24 protein-coding genes are annotated in these 21,859 nt (G+C 58.0%); 23 read left to right on the top strand and 1 reads right to left on the bottom strand.

Annotated elements, in window-relative coordinates; genetic code table 11:
- The first annotated feature begins 147 nt into the window (after window positions 1-147).
- The 23 genes from ALO80_RS17850 to ALO80_RS17745 all read left to right on the top strand — a co-directional run bounded on the left by ALO80_RS17850 (window position 148) and on the right by ALO80_RS17745 (window position 21,017).
- Window positions 148-633 carry a phage terminase small subunit P27 family gene (locus tag ALO80_RS17850; RefSeq protein WP_055009962.1) on the top strand — a complete coding sequence of 162 codons (486 nt, stop codon included), beginning with the start codon at window positions 148-150 and terminating at the stop codon, window positions 631-633.
- On the top strand, window positions 634-2,367 hold the full coding sequence (locus tag ALO80_RS17845) for a terminase large subunit (protein WP_055009961.1): 1,734 nt from the start codon (window positions 634-636) through the stop codon (window positions 2,365-2,367).
- On the top strand, window positions 2,364-2,528 hold the full coding sequence (locus ALO80_RS31630; RefSeq protein WP_162839050.1) for a hypothetical protein: 165 nt from the start codon (window positions 2,364-2,366) through the stop codon (window positions 2,526-2,528). The genes ALO80_RS17845 and ALO80_RS31630 overlap by 4 nt, the downstream gene beginning before the upstream one ends.
- The gene (locus tag ALO80_RS17840) at window positions 2,521-3,831 is read left to right on the top strand and encodes a phage portal protein (RefSeq protein WP_055009960.1); all 1,311 of its coding nucleotides are present in this window, start codon (window positions 2,521-2,523) and stop codon (window positions 3,829-3,831) included. The genes ALO80_RS31630 and ALO80_RS17840 overlap by 8 nt, the downstream gene beginning before the upstream one ends.
- A gap of 3 nt (window positions 3,832-3,834) precedes the next feature.
- A complete protein-coding gene (locus ALO80_RS17835) occupies window positions 3,835-4,677 on the top strand; it encodes a head maturation protease, ClpP-related (RefSeq protein WP_055009959.1) in 843 nt (280 codons plus the stop codon).
- An 11-nt stretch (window positions 4,678-4,688) separates the two neighbouring features.
- Window positions 4,689-6,074, top strand: coding sequence for a phage major capsid protein (locus ALO80_RS17830; protein WP_083493317.1), 1,386 nt, complete (start codon window positions 4,689-4,691; stop codon window positions 6,072-6,074).
- A 51-nt stretch (window positions 6,075-6,125) separates the two neighbouring features.
- Window positions 6,126-6,542, top strand: coding sequence for a hypothetical protein (locus tag ALO80_RS17825; protein ID WP_055009958.1), 417 nt, complete (start codon window positions 6,126-6,128; stop codon window positions 6,540-6,542).
- A gap of 3 nt (window positions 6,543-6,545) precedes the next feature.
- Window positions 6,546-7,022 carry a head-tail connector protein gene (locus tag ALO80_RS17820; protein ID WP_055009957.1) on the top strand — a complete coding sequence of 159 codons (477 nt, stop codon included), beginning with the start codon at window positions 6,546-6,548 and terminating at the stop codon, window positions 7,020-7,022.
- Complete coding sequence (locus ALO80_RS17815) at window positions 7,022-7,360, top strand: phage head closure protein (RefSeq protein WP_055009956.1); 339 nt, start codon at window positions 7,022-7,024, stop codon at window positions 7,358-7,360. Before ALO80_RS17820 ends, ALO80_RS17815 begins: the two co-directional genes overlap by 1 nt.
- The gene (locus tag ALO80_RS17810) at window positions 7,353-7,853 is read left to right on the top strand and encodes an HK97-gp10 family putative phage morphogenesis protein (RefSeq protein ID WP_055009955.1); all 501 of its coding nucleotides are present in this window, start codon (window positions 7,353-7,355) and stop codon (window positions 7,851-7,853) included. Before ALO80_RS17815 ends, ALO80_RS17810 begins: the two co-directional genes overlap by 8 nt.
- Window positions 7,850-8,218, top strand: coding sequence for a DUF3168 domain-containing protein (locus ALO80_RS17805; protein ID WP_055009954.1), 369 nt, complete (start codon window positions 7,850-7,852; stop codon window positions 8,216-8,218). The genes ALO80_RS17810 and ALO80_RS17805 overlap by 4 nt, the downstream gene beginning before the upstream one ends.
- A gap of 64 nt (window positions 8,219-8,282) precedes the next feature.
- Window positions 8,283-8,783 carry a phage tail tube protein gene (locus ALO80_RS17800; protein WP_055009953.1) on the top strand — a complete coding sequence of 167 codons (501 nt, stop codon included), beginning with the start codon at window positions 8,283-8,285 and terminating at the stop codon, window positions 8,781-8,783.
- 9 nt (window positions 8,784-8,792) lie between these two features.
- Entirely contained in the window at window positions 8,793-9,230 is a 438-nt protein-coding gene (locus tag ALO80_RS17795; RefSeq protein WP_055009952.1) for a phage tail assembly chaperone family protein, TAC, read from the top strand.
- Window positions 9,185-9,433 carry a phage tail assembly protein T gene (locus ALO80_RS32740; RefSeq protein ID WP_428842121.1) on the top strand — a complete coding sequence of 83 codons (249 nt, stop codon included), beginning with the start codon at window positions 9,185-9,187 and terminating at the stop codon, window positions 9,431-9,433. The genes ALO80_RS17795 and ALO80_RS32740 overlap by 46 nt, the downstream gene beginning before the upstream one ends.
- A 285-nt stretch (window positions 9,434-9,718) precedes the next feature.
- Window positions 9,719-12,292, top strand: coding sequence for a phage tail tape measure protein (locus ALO80_RS17785; RefSeq protein WP_055009950.1), 2,574 nt, complete (start codon window positions 9,719-9,721; stop codon window positions 12,290-12,292).
- Window positions 12,292-12,636: a phage tail protein gene (locus ALO80_RS17780; protein ID WP_055009949.1), complete on the top strand. Its 345-nt coding sequence runs from the start codon at window positions 12,292-12,294 to the stop codon at window positions 12,634-12,636. The genes ALO80_RS17785 and ALO80_RS17780 overlap by 1 nt, the downstream gene beginning before the upstream one ends.
- Window positions 12,637-12,672: 36 nt before the next feature.
- Window positions 12,673-13,371 (top strand): phage minor tail protein L, encoded by a 699-nt coding sequence (locus tag ALO80_RS17775; protein WP_055009948.1) that lies wholly within the window; start codon window positions 12,673-12,675, stop codon window positions 13,369-13,371.
- Window positions 13,372-13,373: 2 nt separating this feature from the next.
- Complete coding sequence (locus tag ALO80_RS17770) at window positions 13,374-14,156, top strand: C40 family peptidase (RefSeq protein ID WP_055009947.1); 783 nt, start codon at window positions 13,374-13,376, stop codon at window positions 14,154-14,156.
- The gene (locus ALO80_RS17765) at window positions 14,153-14,740 is read left to right on the top strand and encodes a tail assembly protein (protein WP_055009946.1); all 588 of its coding nucleotides are present in this window, start codon (window positions 14,153-14,155) and stop codon (window positions 14,738-14,740) included. The genes ALO80_RS17770 and ALO80_RS17765 overlap by 4 nt, the downstream gene beginning before the upstream one ends.
- Before the next feature lie 54 nt (window positions 14,741-14,794).
- Window positions 14,795-18,535 carry a host specificity protein J gene (locus ALO80_RS17760; protein WP_055009945.1) on the top strand — a complete coding sequence of 1,247 codons (3,741 nt, stop codon included), beginning with the start codon at window positions 14,795-14,797 and terminating at the stop codon, window positions 18,533-18,535.
- Between the two features lies 1 nt (window position 18,536).
- A complete protein-coding gene (locus ALO80_RS17755) occupies window positions 18,537-18,839 on the top strand; it encodes a hypothetical protein (RefSeq protein ID WP_055009944.1) in 303 nt (100 codons plus the stop codon).
- The gene (locus tag ALO80_RS17750; protein WP_055009943.1) at window positions 18,839-19,705 is read left to right on the top strand and encodes a hypothetical protein; all 867 of its coding nucleotides are present in this window, start codon (window positions 18,839-18,841) and stop codon (window positions 19,703-19,705) included. Before ALO80_RS17755 ends, ALO80_RS17750 begins: the two co-directional genes overlap by 1 nt.
- Window positions 19,706-19,721: 16 nt before the next feature.
- Window positions 19,722-21,017 carry a tail fiber domain-containing protein gene (locus ALO80_RS17745; RefSeq protein ID WP_055009942.1) on the top strand — a complete coding sequence of 432 codons (1,296 nt, stop codon included), beginning with the start codon at window positions 19,722-19,724 and terminating at the stop codon, window positions 21,015-21,017.
- A gap of 38 nt (window positions 21,018-21,055) precedes the next feature.
- On the opposite strand, the gene ALO80_RS30900 is transcribed toward ALO80_RS17745, so the two are convergent.
- Window positions 21,056-21,583: a hypothetical protein gene (locus tag ALO80_RS30900; RefSeq protein WP_144434235.1), complete on the bottom strand. Its 528-nt coding sequence runs from the start codon at window positions 21,581-21,583 to the stop codon at window positions 21,056-21,058.
- Window positions 21,584-21,859 lie beyond the last annotated feature (276 nt).

Raw genomic sequence — 21,859 nt, 5'->3', positions numbered from 1 at the left:
GTCAGGTTTCACGAAAATGCACTGATATGGTGCTCGCACCAGTCTGGTGCGGTGGGGGAGGGTCAAAAGTCTGGTGCCTTTGGCTTCTAGACCGCGCCCTCAGTCGTTTTTTTACACCCGCGAAATTAAAAATTCTGGAGTTGCGCGATGGGAGGTACCGCCACGGTCGCCGGCCGTGGTCGCAAACCCAAGCCGACCGCCAAGAAAGCACTAGCCGGAAATCCCGGCAAACGCGCGCTGAATAAGGCCGAGCCCGCTTTTTCGAAGATCACAAATGTTGATCCGCCCGAATGGCTCAGCGACCGCGCTTCGCAGATGTGGAAGATGATTGTTCCCGAGCTTCTGCGCGAAAACGTGGTCGCGATAACTGATTTACACAACGTCGAAGCGTTCTGCGTTGCATACGACAACTGGCGGATGGCGCAGGAGTCAGTCCAGGCCCACGGCATCGTGGTTACTGGTGCCACCTGCGGGCCGATGAAAAACCCGGCGCTGACCGCCGCGAACGAAACGATGCGGCAAATGGTGACGTTCGGTTCGATGCTGGGTCTGGACCCGGCCAGCAGGACACGCCTTATCGGCGGCAACAAGGAAAAAGAAACCAACGAATTCGCCCAACTACTGAGATCTTAAATGGCCAAGTCCACCCACCCCAACGTCGATAAGGCGATGGTTTGGGGAAGGTCCCTGTTGCGTGGGAAAGTGCCAGCCTGCCGTTACATTCATCAGGCCGTTCAACGTCACTTCGACGATCTGGCGGCCAGCCGCAAGCGCGGGTTCAGATTCAAGTTCGATCCGGCCAAGGCTGAGAAAAAACTCAAGCTGATCCAGCTATTGCCGCATACCAAGGGTGAATGGGCGTTCAAGCGCCAGTTGATCACGCTTGAAGGATGGCAGCTCTTCGGCTTGGCCGTCACGTTTGGATGGGTCAAGAAGAAGGGCGGGCACCGCAGGTTCCGCGAAAGCTACTGGGAGGTGCCACGCAAGAACGGCAAGTCCGTTGTAGCGGGTGGTGTGGGCATAGGCATGTTCGTTGCCGACGATGAGTTCGGTGCCGAAGTCTATTCAGGCGCTACCACCGAGAAGCAGGCGTGGGAGGTTTTCAGACCGGCAAAGCTGATGGTGGCGAAATCGCCAATGCTTATCCAGGCTGCAGGCATTGAGGTCAACGCCTCGAACATGAACATCCCGTCCGACTTCAGCCGGTTCGAACCGCTGATCGGCAACCCCGGCGACGGTGCTTCGCCCAGCTGCGCCATCGTCGATGAATACCACGAGCACCCAACCTCGGCTCAGTACGACACCATGCTTACCGGCATGGGGGCGCGGCGTCAGCCGCTGATGTTCATCATCACCACGGCCGGCGCGGACATCGAAGGGCCTTGTTACGACAAGCGCCGCCAGGTGATCGAGATGCTGGCTGGCACGGTTCCAGACGACGAGTTGTTCGGCTGGATCTGGACGCTTGATGAGGGCGACGACTGGACCGACCCCAAGATGTTGGCCAAGGCCAACCCCAACCACGGGGTATCAGTGTTCCAGGAATATCTGGAAAGCCAGCAGGCTCGAGCGATTCGGTCTGCACGTTTCACCAACACGTTCAAGACCAAGCATCTGAACCTTTGGGTGAGCGCCAAGTCCGGCTTTTTCAACATGGAGGACTGGAAATCCTGCGAGGACACCTCGCTATCGCTCGATCAATTCGAGGGGCAAGAGTGGATCGCTGGATTCGACCTTGCGCGAAAGCTGGACATGAACTCGAGGGCGCGCCTGTTTTGGCGGGTGATCGACGGAAAGATTCATTACTACAGCGTGGCTCCCAGGTTTTGGGTGCCATACGACACCGCTTATGACAGCGACAACAAGCGCATGTCCGAACGCTTCCAGGCCTGGCTGAACTCGAAACACCTCGAGGTTACCGATGGTGCCGAGATCGATTACCACGAAATTCTTGAAGACACCAAAGAGGCGAATCAACACGCACCGCTGCGTGAATCGCCCATTGACCCGCATGGTGCTACTGGATTGAGCCATGACCTCGACGACGAAGGTTTCAACCCGATCACCATCACCCAGAACTACACCAACATGTCCGACGCCATGAAAGAGCTGGAAGCGGCTATCACCGCTGGAAGGTTCCACCATGACGGCAATCCCATCATGACCTGGTGTATCGGCAACGTGATCGGCAAAAACATGCCCGGTAACGACGACGTAGTGCGGCCCATCAAACAGGGCGATGACAACAAGATCGATGGCGCTGTGGCACTAATCATGTCGGTCGGGCGGGCGATGATGCAAGTCATTGTCGGCGATGGCGGCGTGGACCGATTCATGGATTCAATCCGGGACCCAATATTCGAATGAATACAGCATCAATCATGTACCTGCTGACTGCGTTGCTGGGCTTTGCCCTTGCAGTGGCGGGCGTATACGTACTGCTTGGCGTGGGCTGGGCGCTTCTTGCCGCCGCTTCGTCATGCTTCGTCGCGGCGGCATTCATCCGAAGAGGGCTGACCAGTGGCTAAGTCCTTCCTGTCCGTACTGAGCCGCGCGGTGTCTGCGCCGCAGACGTCGATCATTGACTGGGTCGGTCGGTCGTTATCCGGTGGCGCCGGCGGGATCTGGGCCCAAACGGTCGGCAGCACGTCCGCTACCGGCAAGACCATCACCGTTAACAAGGCGATGCGCTTGGCGGCCTGCTGGTCCTGCGTCCGGCTGATCTCCGAGACGATCGCCACGCTGCCCTTGGGCCTGTACATGCGCCAGGCCGACGGCGGCCGCAAGGTGGCCAGCGACGACGATCTGCACTGGATCATCAACACCAACCCCAACAGCCGAATGACCGCCGTGCAGTTCTGGGAGGCGGTGGTCGCCTCGATGCTGCTGCGAGGCAATGCCTTCGTCGAGATCGTCCGCATCGGCGGCCGGATTGTGGCACTGGAGTTTCTGCTGCCCAACCGCATGGACCTGGACGTCGCCGACAATGGCGAAATCCTCTACCGGTACCGCGAGAAGAACGGTCAGCTGCGCGACATCGCGGGCAGCGACATGATGCACATCCCGGCGTTCTCGCTGGACGGTCAGATCGGCCTGTCGCCTATCGCCTACGGCGCCGACGTCTTCGGCGCGGCGATGTCGGCAGAAGACGTGGCCGGCTCCACCTTCAAGAACGGCATGCACCAGACGGTCGCCTTCGAGGTGAACAAGACCCTCTCGCCGAAGCAGCGTGATGATTTCCGGGACTACGTCCAGCGCATCAGCGGCGCCATGAACGCCGGCAAGTCGCCGGTGCTGGAGGAGGGCGTCAGCGCCAAGGTCATCGGCATCAACCCGGTCGACGCCCAGCTGCTGGAGTCTCGCGAGTACAGCGCCGAGGAGATCTGCCGCTTCTACATGGTCGATCCGACCATGGTGGGCTACAGCGACAAGGCGTCGAACTGGGGCACGGGCCTGGAGCAGAAGCTGCTGCGCTTCCTGACTTTCACACTGCGCAGCTACATGCGCCGGATCGAGGAGGGCATCAACCGTAACCTGCTCACGCCAGCCCAGCGCCGCCAGATCTACTCGGAGTTCTCCATCGAAGGCCTGCTGCGTGCTGACAGCGCCGCCCGCGCGACGCTGTATTCGGGGATGGTGCAAAACGGCATTTACACGCGCGACGAATGCCGCATGAAGGAAAACCTGCCCAAAATGGGCGGAAATGCCGGTGTGCTAACTGTGCAAACAAACCTTTCGCCGATCGACAAACTGGGTCAGGGCGATGACGGGCAAGCCGCAAGGGCAGCTCTGCAGAACTGGCTGGATCAGCCGGCAAATTCGAAGGAATAAATCATGCAACCAAAATCCAAGGCTGGCAGTTTTAACTGCGAGCTGAGCCCGCGCGCGCTCGATAAATGGAATCCCGCCATCAAAGCGGCCGTGGAGTCCACCAGCGATACCATCACCATCTACGGCGTTATTGGCCAGGACTGGTATGGGGAAGGCGTTACCGTCTCGCGCATCGACGCGGCCCTTCGCTCAATCGGCGACAAGCCAGTCACCGTTTACATCAATTCGCCAGGTGGCGACATGTTCGAAGGCCTGGCCATCTACAACCGGCTCCGAGAGCACAGCCAGGCGATCACCACCAAGGTTCTGGGCTTGGCCGCATCGGCTGCATCGGTGATTTACATGGCCGGCGCAAAGCGGGAAGTGGCGAGCAGCGGGTTTCTCATGATCCACAACTGCTGGACGCTTGCAGTCGGAAACCGCCATGACTTGCGCGATGTCGCGAACACGATGGAAGAGTTCGACGCTGCGATGGCCGACCTTTACGCGGAAGGCAGCGGCCAGGCCGTTGCTGACATTGCCGAGATGATGGATGACGAGACGTTCATACGCGGCCGCCGAGCAGTTGAGCTCGGTTTTGCAACGGCCGTTCTCTCTTCTGACGAAATCACCGAGCGTGAAGACGAGCAGGCCCAGCAGAGTAACGCGCTGAAGGCTATGGATATCGCTTTGGCAAAAGCCGGAATGGCCCGCAGCGAACGCCGCGAACTCTTCGCCAATTTCAAGTCCAGTACGCCGCGCGCTGCTGGCGGGGGTACGCAAAACGCTGCCCCGTCCGATAAGCCCCGCGCTGTCGAGATGGACCTGGCACCCCTACCGAAACTCAACTTTTCCTTTCCCGCATGAGGCTTCACACAATGATGAAATTTCGTCTGTCCCCGGCATTCTTGATGGCTGTGTTGTCCATCGCTGCCTTGATCCCGCTGACCTTCGGTGCCACGCCCGAAGCAGTTATGGGTTCTCTTCTGCTGGTGGGTATCTCCACTGCGCTCGTAAAGCGTGGAACCTCTCACTATCGCGGCTGGAATGCTCAGATGGGGAAAATCGGTGAGGATGACATCGAAACCCAGTACAAGCAGACCCAGGCCAACCTCAAGGACATCGGTGATCAGCTCAAGGCACATGCCGAGCAGGCGCAGAAGAATGTCGATCGCCATGAGGGCCTGAGCAAAGAAACGTCGGCCAAGGTTGACGAGTTGCTGATGAAGCAGGGCGAACTGCAGGCTCGCGTGCTGGAAGCCGAGCAAAAGCTTGTCAATGCCAATCGCGACACACAGCGTACCGAGACTCCGAAGTCCGCTGGCGAGTTGGTTGTTACCAGCGAACACATGGAAGGCGTCAATTCGTCGTTCCGTGGCTCCCGTCGAGTTTCCGTGCCTCGCGCCGCTATCACCACCACATCCGCCGGTGGCTTGGCGGCCACGGAGCGCCTGGACACTGTCGCGCTGCCGGGCATGCGTCGGGCCACCATTCGCGATCTGGTTGCCCCCGGCCAGACCGAAGCTGGCTCGCTTGAGTACGTCCGCGAGACAGGCTTTACAAATAATGCCGCGACCGTAGCGGAGGGCTCTGCAAAGCCGTATTCCGAAATCACGACTGCCTTGGTGACGGCGTCGGTTCGTACTATCGCCCACCTGTTCAAAGCGTCGCGTCAGATTCTGGATGACGCGAAGGCTTTGCAGAGCTACATCGATGCGCGCGCTCGCTATGGCTTGCTGCTCACTGAAGAGTCGCAGTTGCTGTACGGCAGCGGTGCCGGTGCAAATCTGCAAGGTCTCGTTCCGGTTGCAAACCAATACGCGTCTCCAGCTGGCTGGACCGTAACCGGCGAGCAGCGCATCGATCGGCTTCGCCTGGCCCTTCTGCAAGCCGAGCTGGCAGAGTTCCCTTCGGATGGCATCGTGCTCAACCCAACTGACTGGGCTCTGATCGAGTTGATCAAAGACAGCCAGGGTCGCTATCTGATCGGTCAACCGCAGGAAGGCACTGCGGCTCGTCTGTGGAATCGCCCTGTAGTCGCAACCCAAGCGATGAAGCAAAACGACTTCCTGGTGGGGGCCTTCAAACTCGGCGCGCAGATCTTCGACCGGATGGAAGTTGAAGTATTGATTTCCACGGAGAACGACAAGGACTTCGAGAACAACATGGTCACGCTTCGCGCTGAAGAGCGCTTGGCGTTTGCCATCTACCGTACCGAAGCCTTCGTCACTGGCAAGCTCACGGCTGCGGCCGCTGCGGCTTAAGCTGCCCCAACCCCTAAAGCGGCCGGCACCCCCGGCCCACCGAGGTGAGACATGTCAGATGTATTGATCAAGCCGCTGCGGGCTTACGAGGACCGCGGCACCATCCGTGACACCGACAACGAGCCTTATGCCGCGCCTGTATGGCTGGCCAAGGAACTGGAGCAACTCAAGCTTTGCAAGATCGTAAGCGAGGCTGGCGCAGCGCTGACCAACAATTTCAGTGATCGCTCGGCGCTGACGATTGCCAAGAAGGGGCAGCGCTGGATTATCGTCGACGCTGAGGGCGCTCAGGTCGGTGACTTTATCGGCAAGAAAGAAGAAGCCGAAAGCGAGTTGGCCAAACTTATGACCTCCACCACACCGGATCCCGCTGGCAATCCTGAACCTGATGTTCCTGGCGAAGGACCGCCGGTTCAGGACGAGAATTCGCCTCCACAAACCGAGCAGAACCAACCGCCTCAGGAGTGATACATGCCTGTTATCAGTATAGAAACGGCTATGCATCACCTGCACGCAGAATCCGAGGATCAGCCGCTCGTGGAGGAACTTCTGGGCGCGGCTGAGGAAGCTGTTATGCAGTTTTTGCAGCGCCGCTTCTATGCCGATCAGGCTGATGTGGATAGGGCGAAGGCTGACACCATTCAGCGAACTCAAGCCGCGAGAGCTGCATACCGGGCTGCGCTGGAGCTGGCCGACGACCCAGAAAACTCCGACATTCGCTGCCGTCTTCGCGAGCGCGCTCGCCAGTCATTGTCTGAAAGCTTTGAGCAGATAGATATGGACGACTTCGGCGTCGTGATCAACAAGGCCATACAGGCAGCATGCCTGCTCAAGCTGGGCAACCTCTTCGCCAACCGCGAGGAAGTGGTAATCGGCACGATTGCCTCGGAGCTGCCGCTGGCCTCCAAGTCGCTGCTGATGCCATACCGCATCGGGATGGGCGTGTAATGCGTGCCGGCCGACTTCGACATCGCATCACGTTCCAAGCGTTGGGCCAACTGCAGGACCCTAAAACCGGTGAAGAGCTTGAGAGCTGGCAAACGGTATGGGACAAAGTGCCCGCAGCGGTCGAGCCGTTGAGCGCCAGGGATTTCATTGCTGCCCAGGCCAGTCAGTCAGAGGCCACCGCGCGGATGGTGATCCGCTACCGAGCCGGTGTGCTGCCGACGATGCGGATCCTGTACCGGGGTGATACCTACGACATCAAAGGCCCGGCTTTGCCCGATCCCGATTCAGGTTTGGACTATCTCACCATCTTGGTGGCCAAGGGGGTCAACGATGGCTGACTCAGTGGATTTCCAACTGGAGGGTATTGACTCTCTCGTTGGAAAACTCGAATCGATCACTCAGGACATGAAGCGCAAGGGCGGGCGCTCAGCACTTCGAAAGGCAGCTCAAGTTGTAGCGGATGCCGCGAAGCAAAACGCCAATCGGATCGATGATCCGAAAACAGCCGCCGCTATCTACAAGAACATTGCGCTTCGATGGAACGGGAGACTTTTTAAGACCAGTGGCAACCTTGGATTCCGGGTAGGTGTGCTCGGCGGCGCCCGGATTCCGAAATCGAAGCCGAAAGGGGAGGACTCCGGATACCCTGGCGGTGATACCCGTTATTGGGCATTTGTCGAGTTCGGCACGTCGCACTCGGCAGCAAAGCCATTCATGCGTAACGCGCTGGCAGACAACATCAGCCTCGCCACGAACACGTTCATCACGGAATACGAAAAAGCAATAGACCGTGCCATCCGCCGCGCGGCCAAGAAAGGAACGACAGCGTGAACTCAGCCCCGATATTCGCCGTGTGCGCTGCTGATGCTGGTGTGACTGCGCTTCTGGGTGCGTCTCCGACAAGGCTGTACCCATTCGGGGAAGCGCCCGAGGGTGTCGCCAAGCCCTACGCCGTCTGGCAGCTGGTCACCGGCAGCCCGGAAAACTACCTCGCTGGCCGTCCGGACCTCGACGGCTACACGCTGCAGGTCGACGTCTACGGCGCCACGGCAGCCTCGGCCCGCGCCGTGACTACGGCCATCAGCACTGCCATCGAGCTGCAAGCCAACGTGACGCGCTGGGGCGGCGAGAGCAAAGACACCGAAACAAAGCTGTACCGGTCGAGCTTCGATATCGACTGGCTTGTGCCCAGATAGCCGAAACTCATTCATCCGGCCCGCCATGTGCGGGCTTTTTTATGTCCGTCATTTGGAGAACATCATGGCGATTCTTACCCAGGGCACTCAGATCTTTGCGCTTGTGCCCACCGCAGCTGATAAGACCAAATTTGAAATTCTCGAAGTTGAATGCGCTACGGCGTTCAGTCCCGGCGGTAACCCGTCTGACCAAATCGAGGTGACGTGTCTAAGCGACAAGGCTCGTCGTTACATGCGCGGCCTACGCACTCCGGGCCAAGCGTCACTCACTGTGAATGCCGACCCGAACAACGCTTCGCACGTGCGACTTCACCAGCTTTCGGAAGACGACAGCATTGAAAGCATCGCATGGGCGGTTGGCTGGGCTGACGGAGCGGGTATCGCTCCGACGCTCAACGCAAAGGGCGATGACTTCGTGCTGCCGTCCACACGGACCTGGTATCTGTACGACGGGTATGTGTCAGATTTCCCTTTCGACTTCGCGGCGAACACGGTGGTGACCACCGCTGCAACTATCCAGCGCTCCGGCGGTTCCGTCTGGGTTCGTAAAGCCAAGGCCGCCTAAGGAGTTGTCATGAAGCTTAGTCTTGAAAGCTTGCGGGGCGTCGGTGCGTTTACCGGTCGCCCGGTCGAAAAAGAAATCAAATGGCAGCAGGGTGATGAAGAGATTGTCGCCACGGTGTACGTCAGGCCGCTGGGGTTCCAAACGGCGATCAACGATGTGCTTTCCGCAGCAGGCAGGCTTGAGGTTCATGCCGCCCGGATCGCCGCCAGCATCTGCAACGAAGAGGGCAAGCCTGTCTTCACAGTAGATGACATCACCGGTGACGCTGATCCCGAGCGCGGCGCGCTGGACGGCAACCTGACGATGGCGCTGATGAAAGTCATTGCCGAGGTCAACAACCTGGGAAAGACGAAGCCCTCTCCGACGACGAAGAGTTCTGGCACGAGCTCGTCCTCGCCGGCATCGGCGGGCGCACCATCGCCGAAGCGAAGGAAACCCTCAGCCTGATCGAGTTCAGGTCCTGGCTGAAGTACCGGGCGCTACGTGGCTCTCTGAACATCGGCATGCGGGTTGAGCGTGGATCGGCATTGCTCGCCATGTTGTATGCCAACGTGAACTACAAGGACGGTCCGTACAAGATGTTCGACTTCATGCCGCATGAGGCTGAGCAACCCATCAGTCTCGAGCAGGCTATGGAAAGCTGGGTATGACATTGATACAGTTCTTTCTTTGAAATGGAGGATCAGGCTATGCGGCCAGTTGTTACGGAGCAGACGAGTAAACGTTACAAAGGGTTCATGCTGATTGGCGGGCTCTGCTGTTGCGTTGGAGTAATCGCTTTCTTTGGTGAAAAGCCGCTTACTGGCGCTTTCATCTTTTTAGGCGGGCTTGTTACATACCTGTGGGCCAGGGCGGCTGCTTGGTGGAATCACGGATAACCTAAAAATCTCAAAAGCCCGCACGTGCGGGCTTTTTTTCGTCTGGAGAAAAGCTGAATGAGCAAGTCACTGGGCACGCTGACGCTGGATTTGGTGGCCAGGATTGGATCGTTCACCGGGCCGCTAGACAGAGCAAGCCAGGAGGCAAGGAAACGCAATGCAGAAATCGCCAAGTCTTTTGAAAATCTGGCCAAGGGTGTAGGCGTCGCCATTGCTGGCGTGCCCGCAGTCCTGACCGGCCTCGTCGCATATACAGCCAGCAGTTCAAAGGAAGTATCAAACCTTGCAGCCCTCGCTGGCCTCGGTACAACTGAGTTCCAGAAGTACGCAGCGGGCGCGAAAACAGTCGGCGTAGAGCAGGAAAAGCTCGCGGACATCTTCAAGGATACCAACGACAAGCTGGGCGACTTCTTCAACACCGGCGGCGGCGAGCTGAAAGACTTCTTTGAAGTCATTGCGCCGAAGGTCGGCGTGACCGCCGAGAGCTTTAAGAAACTCAATAGCGCAGAAGCGCTCCAGCTGTATGTATCAAGCCTTGAAAAGGCGAACGTCTCCCAGGCTGAAATGACTTTCTATATGGAAGGCATTGCCGACGAGGCTAGCGCACTCGTTCCCTTATTGCGCAACGGCGGGAAAGAGTTTAAGCAACTGGGCGAAGCTGCGGAGTCCGCCGGCGCTATTCTCAGCGTTCAAACTATAGCCGTATCGAAACAGTTTTCGAGCGAGCTTGTGGGGCTCATGCAAAACTTGCAGGGCACAAAAAACAAGATCGCCGACGATTTTATGCCTGTGGTTCAGCAAATGACCAGGGATCTTAATGACAGTATTAAGGCGGGTGGTGGTGTTACCAAAGTAGTAGGGGAAATGAGCGATAAGCTTGTAACCGCCACTGCCTTTATTGTCAGCGCCGGTGATGGAGTGGTGAGGGTCTCAAAAATCATCGCCAACACATTGGTTGGTATGTTTTCTACTGCTGTAGGGTACATTCAAAAGCTTGATTCGTCCGGGCAAGCTGCTCTTTCCCAGCTCAGCTTTGGTGATGCCTCAAAAAAGTTTGCGCAAAACTCAAAGGATATGGCCGCCGAAGCCAAGATAAACTTCGGTGTGGCTGCCGAGGCCGCGGCGGGTATCAAGGAAAGCCTGGAAACGCCCTTGGCTGGCGACACGATCCAGCAATACATTACTGACGCCCGCGCAGCGGCCGCTGAGTACCAGCGGCTGTTCGGCGGCACCGGTTTTAGTAATGAGGGTGGCAAAGGCAGCGATGTAGATCGTAAAGCTTTGGACGCGGCCAAGCAGGCTGCAAAGGACGCTGAATCAGCTGCCAAGAAATTGAGCGACACTGTCAAAAGCTCCGAGACCGACCTGCAACGCCAGATTGCGCTGATCAACACCAGCACGGACGCACAGAAAAACGCCACGGAAGTAGACAAGATTCGCTTCGAGGTCGCATCGGGCAAGCTGGTCGGGATCAACGCTGTTCAGCAAAAGCGCCTTGAGGGCCTGGCATCGGAGCTGGACGCACTCCAAAAACTCAAGGTTGCCAACGAGGAAGAGGCCAAGGCGGCAAGCTTCCTTGCCGCACTCAAGGATGAAAACGCTTCCATTGGTGCGGGCTTCGATATGGAGCTTGCTGGCGCAGGAATGGGCGACAAGGCGCGGGACCGCCTGAAACAGGATATGGCCATTCAAGAGGACTACGCTCGCAAAGCGAAGGGCCTTCAGGAGCAACGCAACACTGGTGATATCAGCGCAGAGCAGTACGCCAAAGAGACTGGCATGCTCTCCGAGGCGCTGGCCGAACGAATGGTCATCCAGCAGGATTATTACAATCGGATTGACGAGGCCCAGTCCAACTGGATGGCGGGCGTGAGCGATGCCTGGCAGAACTACGTTGATGCGGCAGAAAACTACTCCGCCATCGCGGCCGATTTCGTGTCTGGTAGCCTGGATGATTTGACCGGCGGCCTGGGTAATGTTTTCTCTGATGTTGTTACTGGCGCGGCGGACGCTTCTGACGCCATAGCCGACTTCGCCGGAAACATGGCGAAGTCGATGATCAATGCTCTGGCTGATATGGCAGCGCAGTGGCTCATCTATCAGGGCATTCAACTGCTCGTTGGTAAAAGCGGCCAATCGGCGGCGGCCGCCGGGTTGATCGCCAACGCGCAAGCAGCCTCGGCACAGGCAGCGCTGAACGCCTACGCATCGACCGCCGGCATTCCACTGATCGGACCTGCGGCTGCACCGGCCGCTGCAATCGCCGCTGCTGCTGCAACTGCACCAATGGTTGCAGCCGTATCGTCATCAGCGCTCGCCGGTATGGCTCACAACGGTATGGACAACATCCCAAAGGAAGGCACCTGGCTGCTCGATGGCGGTGAGCGCGTGCTCAACCCGAACCAAAACCGCGACCTGACGAAGTACCTGGCTGATAAGGCCGGGAGTGGTACTGGCGGTGCGCCGTCTTTCACCATCAACGCGCCAGTGAATGTCCAGGCTCAGCCCGGCATGACTAACGCGGACGCGGCCAAACAGGGTTCGGCGATATCTTCGGCACTTGAGGCGCAGCTCGGGCAGTTTCTGGACAGAGAGATGCGCCAAGGCGGACGTCTTTGGAGGCGCGCGTAATGGCTGAAACATTCGATTTCGATGTGCAGGTCGGCGCGTCTGGTGATGTGTCTCAACGCACTTGGGAGAACGACTTCGGGGACGGTTACTCCCAATCTGGTGGAGTGGGAATAAACAACCGAACTGAGGCTTGGGACGTAACAGTAACTGGAAGGTATGGCCCAGGTCAGAAGCTGCAACAGGTACGTGACTTTCTGGACCGTCATGAAGGGTACAAGTCGTTCATATGGACACCACCTGGTGGGGTTCAGGGCTTTTACAAGGCTAAGGGATACAAGCCAAATTCTCTCGGTGGCGGCCTGCACTCTATCTCCGCCAACTTCAAGCAAACCTCCAAACCCTGACCCCGCCAAGTGCGGGGTTTTTCGTAGGTAACCACCATGATTTACAGCGCGGACATCCAGAAGCTGGAGCCCGGCAACCAGATTCGCCTGTACGAACTGGATGCGACGAGGCTGGGAGCCACGCTCTGGCGCTTCCACGGGCATGAGCATGAGGGCGACATCATCTGGCAGGGCCAGCTGTATTCGCCTATCCAGATAGAGGTCACCGGTTTAGATATCCGTGGTGATGGCCGCCCAGCCACACCCAAGCTCAGGCTGGCCAACGAGCTATCGGGTATTCCGCGAGCAGTGTCAGCGCTTTGCCTTCAATTCAAGGACCTCGCTGGCGCGGATTTCAAGGTGATCGAAACCTTCAAGCACTTCCTGGATGCCGCGAACTTCGACGGCGGTAACCCGGATGCTGCAGATCAGTGCCGCACCAGCCTTTGGAGGATCGAGCAGAAGACCGAAGAGAACTTTTCGGCGGTCGGCTTCGAGCTTTCCAGCCCCATCGACATGGAAGGTCAGCAGCTGCCGTCCCAGCAGATCACCAAGCTGTGCCGCTGGGCGATGCGCGGCCAGTACCGGCAGGAGGCCTGCGCCTACACAGGCACCGCGTATTTCGACAAGAAGAACGAACCCACCGACAACCCTGCGCTTGACCGCTGCGGGGGCTGGTGGAGCAGCTGCAAGTTGCGCGGCAATACCCGCCGGTTCGGCGGCTCAATGGGCGCAAGCCTGATCGCCAAGGGATAACCATGCGAATCAATCAAAAGCTTCAGGACGCCATGCGGGTGCACGCCGAGCAGTCACACCCGGCCGAGGCCTGCGGGCTGCTGGTCAAGACCGAGACCGGGCGTGAATACGTGCCGTGCGGCAATGTGGCCACCAACCCGCTGCAGCACTTCCTGATCGACAAGCACGACGCTGCGGCGGCAGAAGATAGGGGCGAGGTGCTGGCCATCGTGCACAGCCACCCCGACCGAGCCGCAACGCCAAGCATGACCGATCTGGTCAGCTGTGAGCTGCATGAATTGCCTTGGGCGATTGTGAGCTGGCCTGGCGGTGACATTCAATGGTTCAAACCGAGCGGCTTCCAGGCCCCCTTGCTGGGCCGGGACTTCTCGCATGGCCTGCTCGATTGCTGGGCGGCCTGCCGCGACTGGTACGCCCGCGAGGCCTCACTGCCGCTGCCGAACTTTGAGCGCAAGGAACTGTGGTGGGAAGATCCGGACAGCCCCAGCCATTACGAAGATAACTACGAGGCCTGCGGCTTCGTCCGGGTCGAACAGCCCCAGCGCGGCGACCTGCTGGTGTTCCAGGTCCCTACCGTTGGCAGGCCTTGTCACTTCCCGAACCACGCCGCGATCTACCTCGGGGCCGATGCCAGCCTGCACAGCGAGGACGCGCCGGCACTGGGCGGGTCTGGTCCGTTCATCTATCACCACATGCCCGGTCGCCTGGCTGCCCGTGAGGTCTACGGCTGGTCGATGGCCAACCGCGTGAAACTGATCCTGCGCCACAAGGAATACACCCCATGACCATGCGCACCATCGTGCTCTACGGCGTTCTGCGCAAGCATTTCGGCCGGGAGTACCGCATCGACGTACACAGCGTGCGCGATGCCGTGAATGCCCTGTGTGCGATGAAGCCAGGCTTCGAGAAGTTCCTGCGTACCGGCGAAGAGCGTGGCCTGGTGTTCAGTGTCTTCTGTGGCAAGCGCAACGCGGTGGAAGGCGAGTTCGATATGCAGGGCAGCGATAACACCGATATCCGCATCGTGCCGCTGATCCAAGGCAGCAAGCAGGCTGGGCTGTTCCAGGTGGTGCTGGGTGTGGCGCTCGTCGTGGGTGGTCTCTTCTCCGGCGGCACTACTACCACATTGGGAATGGGATTGCTGGCGGCGGGTGGAGCAGTGGGTTTGGGCGGTGTGGTGCAGATGCTGTCACCGACAACCACCGCGAGCACCGGCAACAACAACGATGACGGCAACAGCCCCAGCTACGGGTTCGGCGGGGCTGTTACCACTGTTGCCCAGGGCAACCCATACCCCGTGCTCTACGGCGAACGAGAGATCGGCGGGGCCGTCGAGTCTGGCGGCATCTACACACAAGATCAGGTTTGATCATCAGGTAACACCAGACCCGCTTCGGCGGGTTTTCTTTTTTCTGGGGGCGGTATGGGAAGTGCGGTAGCAGCGCGAAGCATTCGCGGGAGCAAGGGCGGCGAGGCAACACAGAAGCAGCCGACGATTGCGCTAAACAGCACAGCTTCGATTGCTACCGCGCGCATCGTTTACCTGTGGAGCTGGGGGCCGATCGTTGGACCGGTGAACGGCCTGCGCTCGGTAAAGCTCGACGGCACACCACTGGTGGCCGAGGACGGCACTGTCAACTTTCCGGGCGTGAAGTGGCAGTTCCGCAATGGCGAGCTGAACCAGCAGCGCCTTGAGGGCATAGCCGAGTCCAGCAACGAAGTCGACGTAAACCAGCAGTTGCTCAGCACCACGCCTTACCTGCGCACAGTCAATAATCCGGTGCTGGACGCCCTGCGTGTGCGTCTCAGCTGGCCACAGCTGCAGTCTCAGGACCAGAGCGGCAACATCAACGGCGTGCGCATCGAATACGCCATTGACCTGGCCACCGACGGCGGGCCGTTCATGCAGGTTCTCGCGGACTTGGTTGATCGCAAGAACGTCACCAAGTACGAGCGCAGTCACCGGCTCAACTTGCCTGCGGGCAGTCGCTGGACCTTGCGCGTGCGTCGGATCACGCCCGAGGCCAACAGCTCACTGATTCAGGACGGCATGTTTGTCGACGCCGTGGCCGAGGTCGTGGATAGCGACCAGGAATTCCCGCTAACCGCCGTGGGCTGCGTTGAATATGACGCCCAGCAGTTCGGCGGTGATATCGCCAAGATAGCTGTGCTGATGCGTGGGCGCATTGTGCGCGTGCCGACGAATTACAACCCGGAGACCCGGACCTATGCCACGTCTGGCGCAGGCACCAGCAACGGGATTTGGGACGGCACGTTCAAAGAGGCTTACACCAACAACCCGGCCTGGGTGTGCTATGACCTGGCTCTGAACCATTATTACGGCCTCGGTCACCGGATCGATGCCACGATGGTGGACCGCTGGAATCTGTACCGCATTGCGCAGTATTGCGACCAGATGGTGCCGGACGGGAAAGGCGGCATGCACCCGCGTTTGACCTGCAACATCTACCTGCAAAAGCAGGCGGATGCCTACGCCGTGTTGCAGGACTTGTCGGCCATTTTCCACGGCATGAGCACCTGGGATGGCAGTCAGATCACGTTCAACGCCGACATGCCAGGCGACCCGGTCTACACCTACAACCCGTCGCAGATCCTGAACAATGGTGAAATCCAGTATTCGGGCACCCGGGCGCGCGACCGCCACAACCTGGCAATGGTGACGTGGGACAACCCCGACCAGAGTTTTGCGACGGACAAAGAGCCGGTCTTCGACGAGTTGGCGCTGGCCGAAAGCGGGTCAGTCAACGAACTGTCCGTAGATGCCTACGGCTGCACCTCGCTCGGCCAGGCTCAGCGTGCAGGCCAGTACGCCCTAATCACCGAGCAGACACAGACAAGGGGTGCAACGTTCCGTGTTGGCCTTGACGGCGGTATTCCCAAAACCGGACAGGTTATCGCCGTGGCTGACCCCATGCTGGCAGGTCGTGCGAACGGCGGGCGTATCAGCGCGGTGGCGGGGCGGGTCATTACCGTTGACCGTGACATTGATCTGTCGACCGGTGCCAAGCTGCGGGTGAACCTGCCGAGCGGCAAGACCGAAGCACGGGTGATCAGCTCGCTCAGTGGCCGACGTGTCACCTTGGCTGCCAGCTTCAGTGAAGTGCCGGAAGCGGAATGCGGCTGGATTCTGGAATACGACGATCTGAAAACGATGCAGTTTCTGGTGCGCAACATCACGCGTCCGGAATGGCACCAGTATCAGCTCGAGTGCATCCAGCACGAGCCGAGCAAGTTTGACGCCATCGACTTTGGCGCTGTGGTGGACATCCGTCCAATCAGCGGCATTCCGGTGGGCGTGCAGGCTGCGCCGGGCGCAGTGTTCGTGACACAGCACGTTGTGATCGAGCAGGGCATCGCGATTACCAATATGACCATCAGCTGGGACGCTGCGCCAGGCGCGGTTGCATACGACGTGGAATGGCGCTGGGGCTCGCGCGAGTGGGTCAAGGTGCCGCGCACTGGCGAGCAGTCGGTGGATGTGCCGGGTATCTACTCCGGTCAGTACATGGCCAGGGTGCGCGCTGTCAGCGCCTTGAACGTCTCGTCCTTGCCGGCCACGTCGCTGCTGACGAACTTGCAGGGCAAGACCAGCTTGCCACCTGCCGTTACGTCGCTGACTGCAGCGTCGATGATCTTCGGCATCAAACTGAACTGGACCTTTCCGGCAGGTGTGGAGGATACGCAGCGAACCGAAATCTGGTACGGGCCGACTACCGACCTGGCCAAGGCCACGAAGCTCAGCGATCTGGCCTACCCTCAGTCGGAACACGTCATGCAGCACTTGAAGGCGGGTGTGACGTTCTTTTTCTGGGCGCGGCTGGTGGATCGGACCGGTAATGTGGGGCCGTGGTATCCGGCCGGTATCGGCGTCATGGGGCAGACAAGCAGCGATGCCAACCCTGTTCTTGACCTGCTGGACAAGCAACTGACCGAAAGCCAGTTCGGCGAGCATTTTTTAGGCCGTATCGATCTAATCGACGGTGACGGGCCTGGCTCGGTTAACCAGCGCATGAAAGAGTTGAAGGCCGAGATCGGGGAAATAACCGACGCGCTGGTCTATGTGCCCACCGATGCCTACGTACGGGACAACACCGTGCACGTAGGTGACAACCTCTGGACGGCCATTGCGGCAGTGCCTGCGGCGGCCAACGGTTCCAATGGCCCGCCCAACCCTGCGTACTGGGTGAACGCCGGCCAGTCGATCCGCTCGGCCAACGCCCAGGCTGATCAGGTCTCCAAGAATACAGCCAACATCGCTACGGTTGACGGCAAGACCACCGCTACCGCCACTCAGCTGAATGCGGTGCAAGCTGCGTCGCGGGATGACGGCGTAGAGGGCGAAATGGCCGCAGCCTTAAAGGCGTGGGACGAAACAGCGAATTACGCGCAGGAAGTCAGGGCGCGAACCGAAAATGATTTTGCTCAGGCGCAGCGCACCACGCTGTTGGATGCAAAAGTGGCAAACAACGATGCGAAAATTAGCATCGTAGAAACTGCACAGGCCACCGACAGGGAGGCAGCCGCTCAGCAGATCACGAACCTGACGGCGACGGTCACCGCAAACCAAGCAACGGTTCAGGCGGCCATTCAGTCCGAAGCAACCACGAGGTCTAACGCTGACGGTGCTCTGTCTACTCGGATTGAGACTGCGCAGGCCAAGGCAAACGACGCGACCGTTGCGATTCAACAGACAACCAGCGCGCTGGCCACCACCAACAACAAGCTGGCCGGGATCTGGTCGGTGAGGATGGAGCTCACACAGAACAACATCCCGTACGCGGCCGGGTTCGGGCTGGGACTCGAGAGCGGGGCGGCTGGCACCACCTCGCAGTTCGTGGTGAGGGCCGATACGTTCTTGGTGATGAATACCAGCTCACAATCGCCGCAGTCGTTGTTCGGCATTACTGGAGGACAGACATTCATCCGTTCGGCGTTTATCGAGGACGGCTCAATCAGCTGGCTGAAAGTTGGAAACCTTCAGTCTTCTGACTACGTGGCAAACACTAGCGGCTGGGCTCTTCCAAAGACCGGGCCATGGCAACTCAACGGCAGCATGACGGATGGACGCAGGTCCACCATCAGCAACTCATCCATCAAGATGTATCACGCCAACGGTGTTGTCGGCATCGACCTGAGTCTTTGACATGACTGGAATAACAATTAAGACACCTGATGGGCGAGTGCTGGTTGATATGACCATGAAGCTCAGTCAGACCATGGGCAGCGTTGATACCAATAGCGTTAATGGGGCGGTGACCATTCCAGCGCCGCCGGCCGGTAAGAGCGCCTACTTTATTGTCGTCCCGCTAGTTGACCTACAGCGGGAAAAAGGCAAGAAGCCGGGTGTCACGCTATCAGGTACTTCGCTGTCCTGGGCTTACTCCTACAACACAAACGGCTGGGGGTACTTCTCGGCAAATTGTCGAATCTACTATGGGTATTACTGATGCCTTCATTGGTTGTAAATAAAGATACCGGTGAGCTGCTCTTTGATACTTCCCGCATCTGTTATGGACTTGTCAAAAGCGCTTACTTGGCCGCTGGCGAAGTATGGCAGCGGCGAGTGCTGAGATCGGTTACGAACGATCCTGATCAGGGCGGCAGCTACATAGACAGTACGCGTGCGGGCGATCAGATGTTCACTATCACTGTGAATAATCCTCGATCGCCCATTGTCTTTCTGGTCGGTAAAGGCTGCCTGCAGGGAACCTCGATCAGTGGGGCGACCATGACGTTCCACTTCAGTGCGGCAAGTACGGCGACCAAAGCCTACGTGTTCGATCTGATGGCAGACAACATCGCCGGATCGCCATACCTGAAGACCTTCACTGATCAGGCCGTCTGTACCTTCAATTCCCTGCAGCCACCGTTAAACGTTGTTGCGGCTGTTCAGGCTCCAGCGCCAGGCGCGGCGGATGCATGGGGACGCCGCGCTCAGCCCTATGCCGGAGGGAGCTGGCAGGCGATTCGGGCCCAGACAGCCTCTGTCGATTTCCAGAGCCACTTCGTCGTTGATGTACCGATTGGTCAAGGGATCGAATATGCGGCTTGCCTGCCTTGGTCTCGTGGCGCTTCGGGCTTTATCGATGGATCACTGACGGGCGTAAACGCCAAAGTCATCGGCTTCTCGGAAGGGGCTTATGGCCGCACAGACGGTATCAGCTTCATCTTCGCACCAGCTGGCGCTACGTCGAGTATCGACTTGTCCAGCAACCAGTACAGCATACCCGGCTCCCTGGCCAATCTTCCCCTGGATCGATACCCGCAGGCGCTCGTCGTACCGACAGCGAACCTGCCGTTCCCTTACAACTGAATTTTAAGGAAGCCCCATGCCTTGGTCGAGAAACGGCACAGTTGCCGTCACCCAAAATTCCACAACTGTCACCGGTACAGGTACCACCTTCGCATCTACCTCGCGGGTCGGCGATGCGTTCAACGGGCCTGACGGTAGGCGTTACGAGGTCGCCAACATCGTCAGCGAAACCGTGCTCGCGATTCTCCCGGCCTACGCGGGCGCGACTGTCAGCGGTGCTGCTTATTCCATTGAGCCGGTTCAGGGCTACCCCAAGGCGCTGACGGATTCGTTCAACTCGGTGAATCAGTTGTGGGGCGGTAAACTGGCAGCGCTCGGTACTACGGGCAACTTCGATACTTTGCCGATAGCTAAAGGCGGCACAGGTCGCACTGACGGCAGGGCACTGCTGTCCGAGGTTGGCGTGCAGCAGGCAAGCGCGCTTTACAACAATCAAGGTCTATACCTGGGCTGGAACTCGGGTTCGCAGGGTGAGGGCCACTTTATTGTAAACCGCGGTGGCGGTGCTGGCGGGTTCACTTGGCGATCTGTGAATGCCGGGAACACTGAGACCGGCCCCAGTATGTCGTACAGCTACGGCGGGGTACTCTCGGTACCTCAGTTGAGCGTGACTGCCGCGCCCATTGCGGTGGCCTCTGGCGGCACAGGTGGTAACACGCAGGCAACTGCTCGGGCGGGCCTTGGCATGGGGCCTGAAAATTCCGTTTCATTTGGCTCAATAGAACTTTCAGGCGCAACGCCTTATATCGACTTCCACTACAACAAGACCGCGACGGATTACGATGTCCGTCTCATGAACGATGTCTCTGGAACGCTGGGGCTTATCGGGCGGTTTGCTTCGTCCGGTACGTGGTGCCGTACTGGCTTCGGCGGAAGTCGAGGAACAACCGTTTATAATTTCAACTGGACTGGCAATAACGTCGATGTGTATATCGACAATACCTATGTCGGGACAATGACGCTTTTTACATCCGACTACCGGATCAAGAAGCTCATCAAGGATCTAAAGGTCCCGTCCTATTTGGACAGGATTGACGCATATCGCCTTGTTACCTATGAGCGCAAAGTGTTTGGCGACGTGTTTCGAGGCGACGGCAGAGTCTATCAAGGCCTGATCGCCCACGAAGCCCAGGAAGTTAACCCGCTTGCCGTCACCGGGGAGAAGGACGGCGTCGACGAAAACGGCGACGCTCGCATTCAACAGCTCGATCCAATGGCGTTGATCACTGACCTGATGGGCGCTGTAAAGGAGCTACGCGCCGAACTGCTAGCAGTAAAGGCGTCGAAACAATCGACGCCGACCGTATCCTGATCCCAAAAGTCAATTTTTTCGAACTACATTGCATTAGTTTACTGTTCTGCGACGGCCTCAGTATTAGCGTTTACGCGTAGCTCGTATTGTAATGCGTTGTTGGTGACGGGTGAATGGGTGTTAATTGCTTTTAATAGCTCCTCGAACTTTTCATTTCTGAGGGCTGTACATATTGTGAGTAGCTTAAGTGTCGCATCTTTTATCTTTTCTAATGATTTTGAATCCGGAAGGTGCTTAATGTTTACACTCACGCTCAACAAGGTCTGATTGTTGTGTGGGTTCTGTATTAATAGAGTATGGGCATCTTCGTTTTCACTCGTGCCTCCATGCGCAACCCAGTCGTTTCGTAATCTTAATATGTTTCGGTGAACAGAAAATTCTTCTTTTGAGTAATGTTTTTTTATTTGCTTGTCTTGCAGTCTAAACTTTCTCCCGGAATCAGAGCTGGTAAAACATTTGGAGTAACTTACTAGTGCAGAAATATAAACGTTACGTAAAAGTATGTGTAATGGATTTGTTCGGTCGTAAGCATTTACGTAGGGATGAGCCCCCAGTTCTGAATTCATCCATTTTGTCCATGTATAAGTTAGGTCTTCGTATAGTTCTTTAAGTTCATGGCACATTGATTGTAGTGCGCAAAGATGCCTAGATAGATTGGTGTTTATTAATTTGAATCCTACTGCTGTATCGCCTAGAGATATCCTTTTTGTATAGCCATTTTCATTTCCTTCCAAGTGTACGGTATATTCGCCTAGTGAGGATTTTATCATTTGTGTGGCCCCAGTTGTGGTGTTGACTGCTAAAGAAATTAACTAGTTGGGTGGTGTGGGTCTGATTTTAGC

The sequence above is a fragment of the Pseudomonas caricapapayae genome (assembly GCF_001400735.1).
Lineage (GTDB): Bacteria > Pseudomonadota > Gammaproteobacteria > Pseudomonadales > Pseudomonadaceae > Aquipseudomonas > Aquipseudomonas caricapapayae.
Note: the sequence above shows the minus strand (reverse complement) of the source record. Positions and strands in the feature narration are given on the sequence as shown.

Bases quoted from the DNA above. Each gene is read 5' to 3' on its own strand.
- ALO80_RS17850 (WP_055009962.1), top strand. From the start codon at position 148: ATGGGAGGTACCGCCACGGTCGCCGGCCGTGGTCGCAAACCCAAGCCG.
- ALO80_RS17845 (WP_055009961.1), top strand. From the start codon at position 634: ATGGCCAAGTCCACCCACCCCAACGTCGATAAGGCGATGGTTTGGGGA.
- ALO80_RS31630 (WP_162839050.1), top strand. From the start codon at position 2,364: ATGAATACAGCATCAATCATGTACCTGCTGACTGCGTTGCTGGGCTTT.
- ALO80_RS17835 (WP_055009959.1), top strand. From the start codon at position 3,835: ATGCAACCAAAATCCAAGGCTGGCAGTTTTAACTGCGAGCTGAGCCCG.
- ALO80_RS17830 (WP_083493317.1), top strand. From the start codon at position 4,689: ATGATGAAATTTCGTCTGTCCCCGGCATTCTTGATGGCTGTGTTGTCC.
- ALO80_RS17825 (WP_055009958.1), top strand. From the start codon at position 6,126: ATGTCAGATGTATTGATCAAGCCGCTGCGGGCTTACGAGGACCGCGGC.
- ALO80_RS17820 (WP_055009957.1), top strand. From the start codon at position 6,546: ATGCCTGTTATCAGTATAGAAACGGCTATGCATCACCTGCACGCAGAA.
- ALO80_RS17815 (WP_055009956.1), top strand. From the start codon at position 7,022: ATGCGTGCCGGCCGACTTCGACATCGCATCACGTTCCAAGCGTTGGGC.
- ALO80_RS17810 (WP_055009955.1), top strand. From the start codon at position 7,353: ATGGCTGACTCAGTGGATTTCCAACTGGAGGGTATTGACTCTCTCGTT.
- ALO80_RS17800 (WP_055009953.1), top strand. From the start codon at position 8,283: ATGGCGATTCTTACCCAGGGCACTCAGATCTTTGCGCTTGTGCCCACC.
- ALO80_RS17795 (WP_055009952.1), top strand. From the start codon at position 8,793: ATGAAGCTTAGTCTTGAAAGCTTGCGGGGCGTCGGTGCGTTTACCGGT.
- ALO80_RS17785 (WP_055009950.1), top strand. From the start codon at position 9,719: ATGAGCAAGTCACTGGGCACGCTGACGCTGGATTTGGTGGCCAGGATT.
- ALO80_RS17780 (WP_055009949.1), top strand. From the start codon at position 12,292: ATGGCTGAAACATTCGATTTCGATGTGCAGGTCGGCGCGTCTGGTGAT.
- ALO80_RS17775 (WP_055009948.1), top strand. From the start codon at position 12,673: ATGATTTACAGCGCGGACATCCAGAAGCTGGAGCCCGGCAACCAGATT.
- ALO80_RS17770 (WP_055009947.1), top strand. From the start codon at position 13,374: ATGCGAATCAATCAAAAGCTTCAGGACGCCATGCGGGTGCACGCCGAG.
- ALO80_RS17765 (WP_055009946.1), top strand. From the start codon at position 14,153: ATGACCATGCGCACCATCGTGCTCTACGGCGTTCTGCGCAAGCATTTC.
- ALO80_RS17760 (WP_055009945.1), top strand. From the start codon at position 14,795: ATGGGAAGTGCGGTAGCAGCGCGAAGCATTCGCGGGAGCAAGGGCGGC.
- ALO80_RS17755 (WP_055009944.1), top strand. From the start codon at position 18,537: ATGACTGGAATAACAATTAAGACACCTGATGGGCGAGTGCTGGTTGAT.
- ALO80_RS17750 (WP_055009943.1), top strand. From the start codon at position 18,839: ATGCCTTCATTGGTTGTAAATAAAGATACCGGTGAGCTGCTCTTTGAT.
- ALO80_RS17745 (WP_055009942.1), top strand. From the start codon at position 19,722: ATGCCTTGGTCGAGAAACGGCACAGTTGCCGTCACCCAAAATTCCACA.
- ALO80_RS30900 (WP_144434235.1), bottom strand. From the start codon at position 21,583: ATGAATTCAGAACTGGGGGCTCATCCCTACGTAAATGCTTACGACCGA.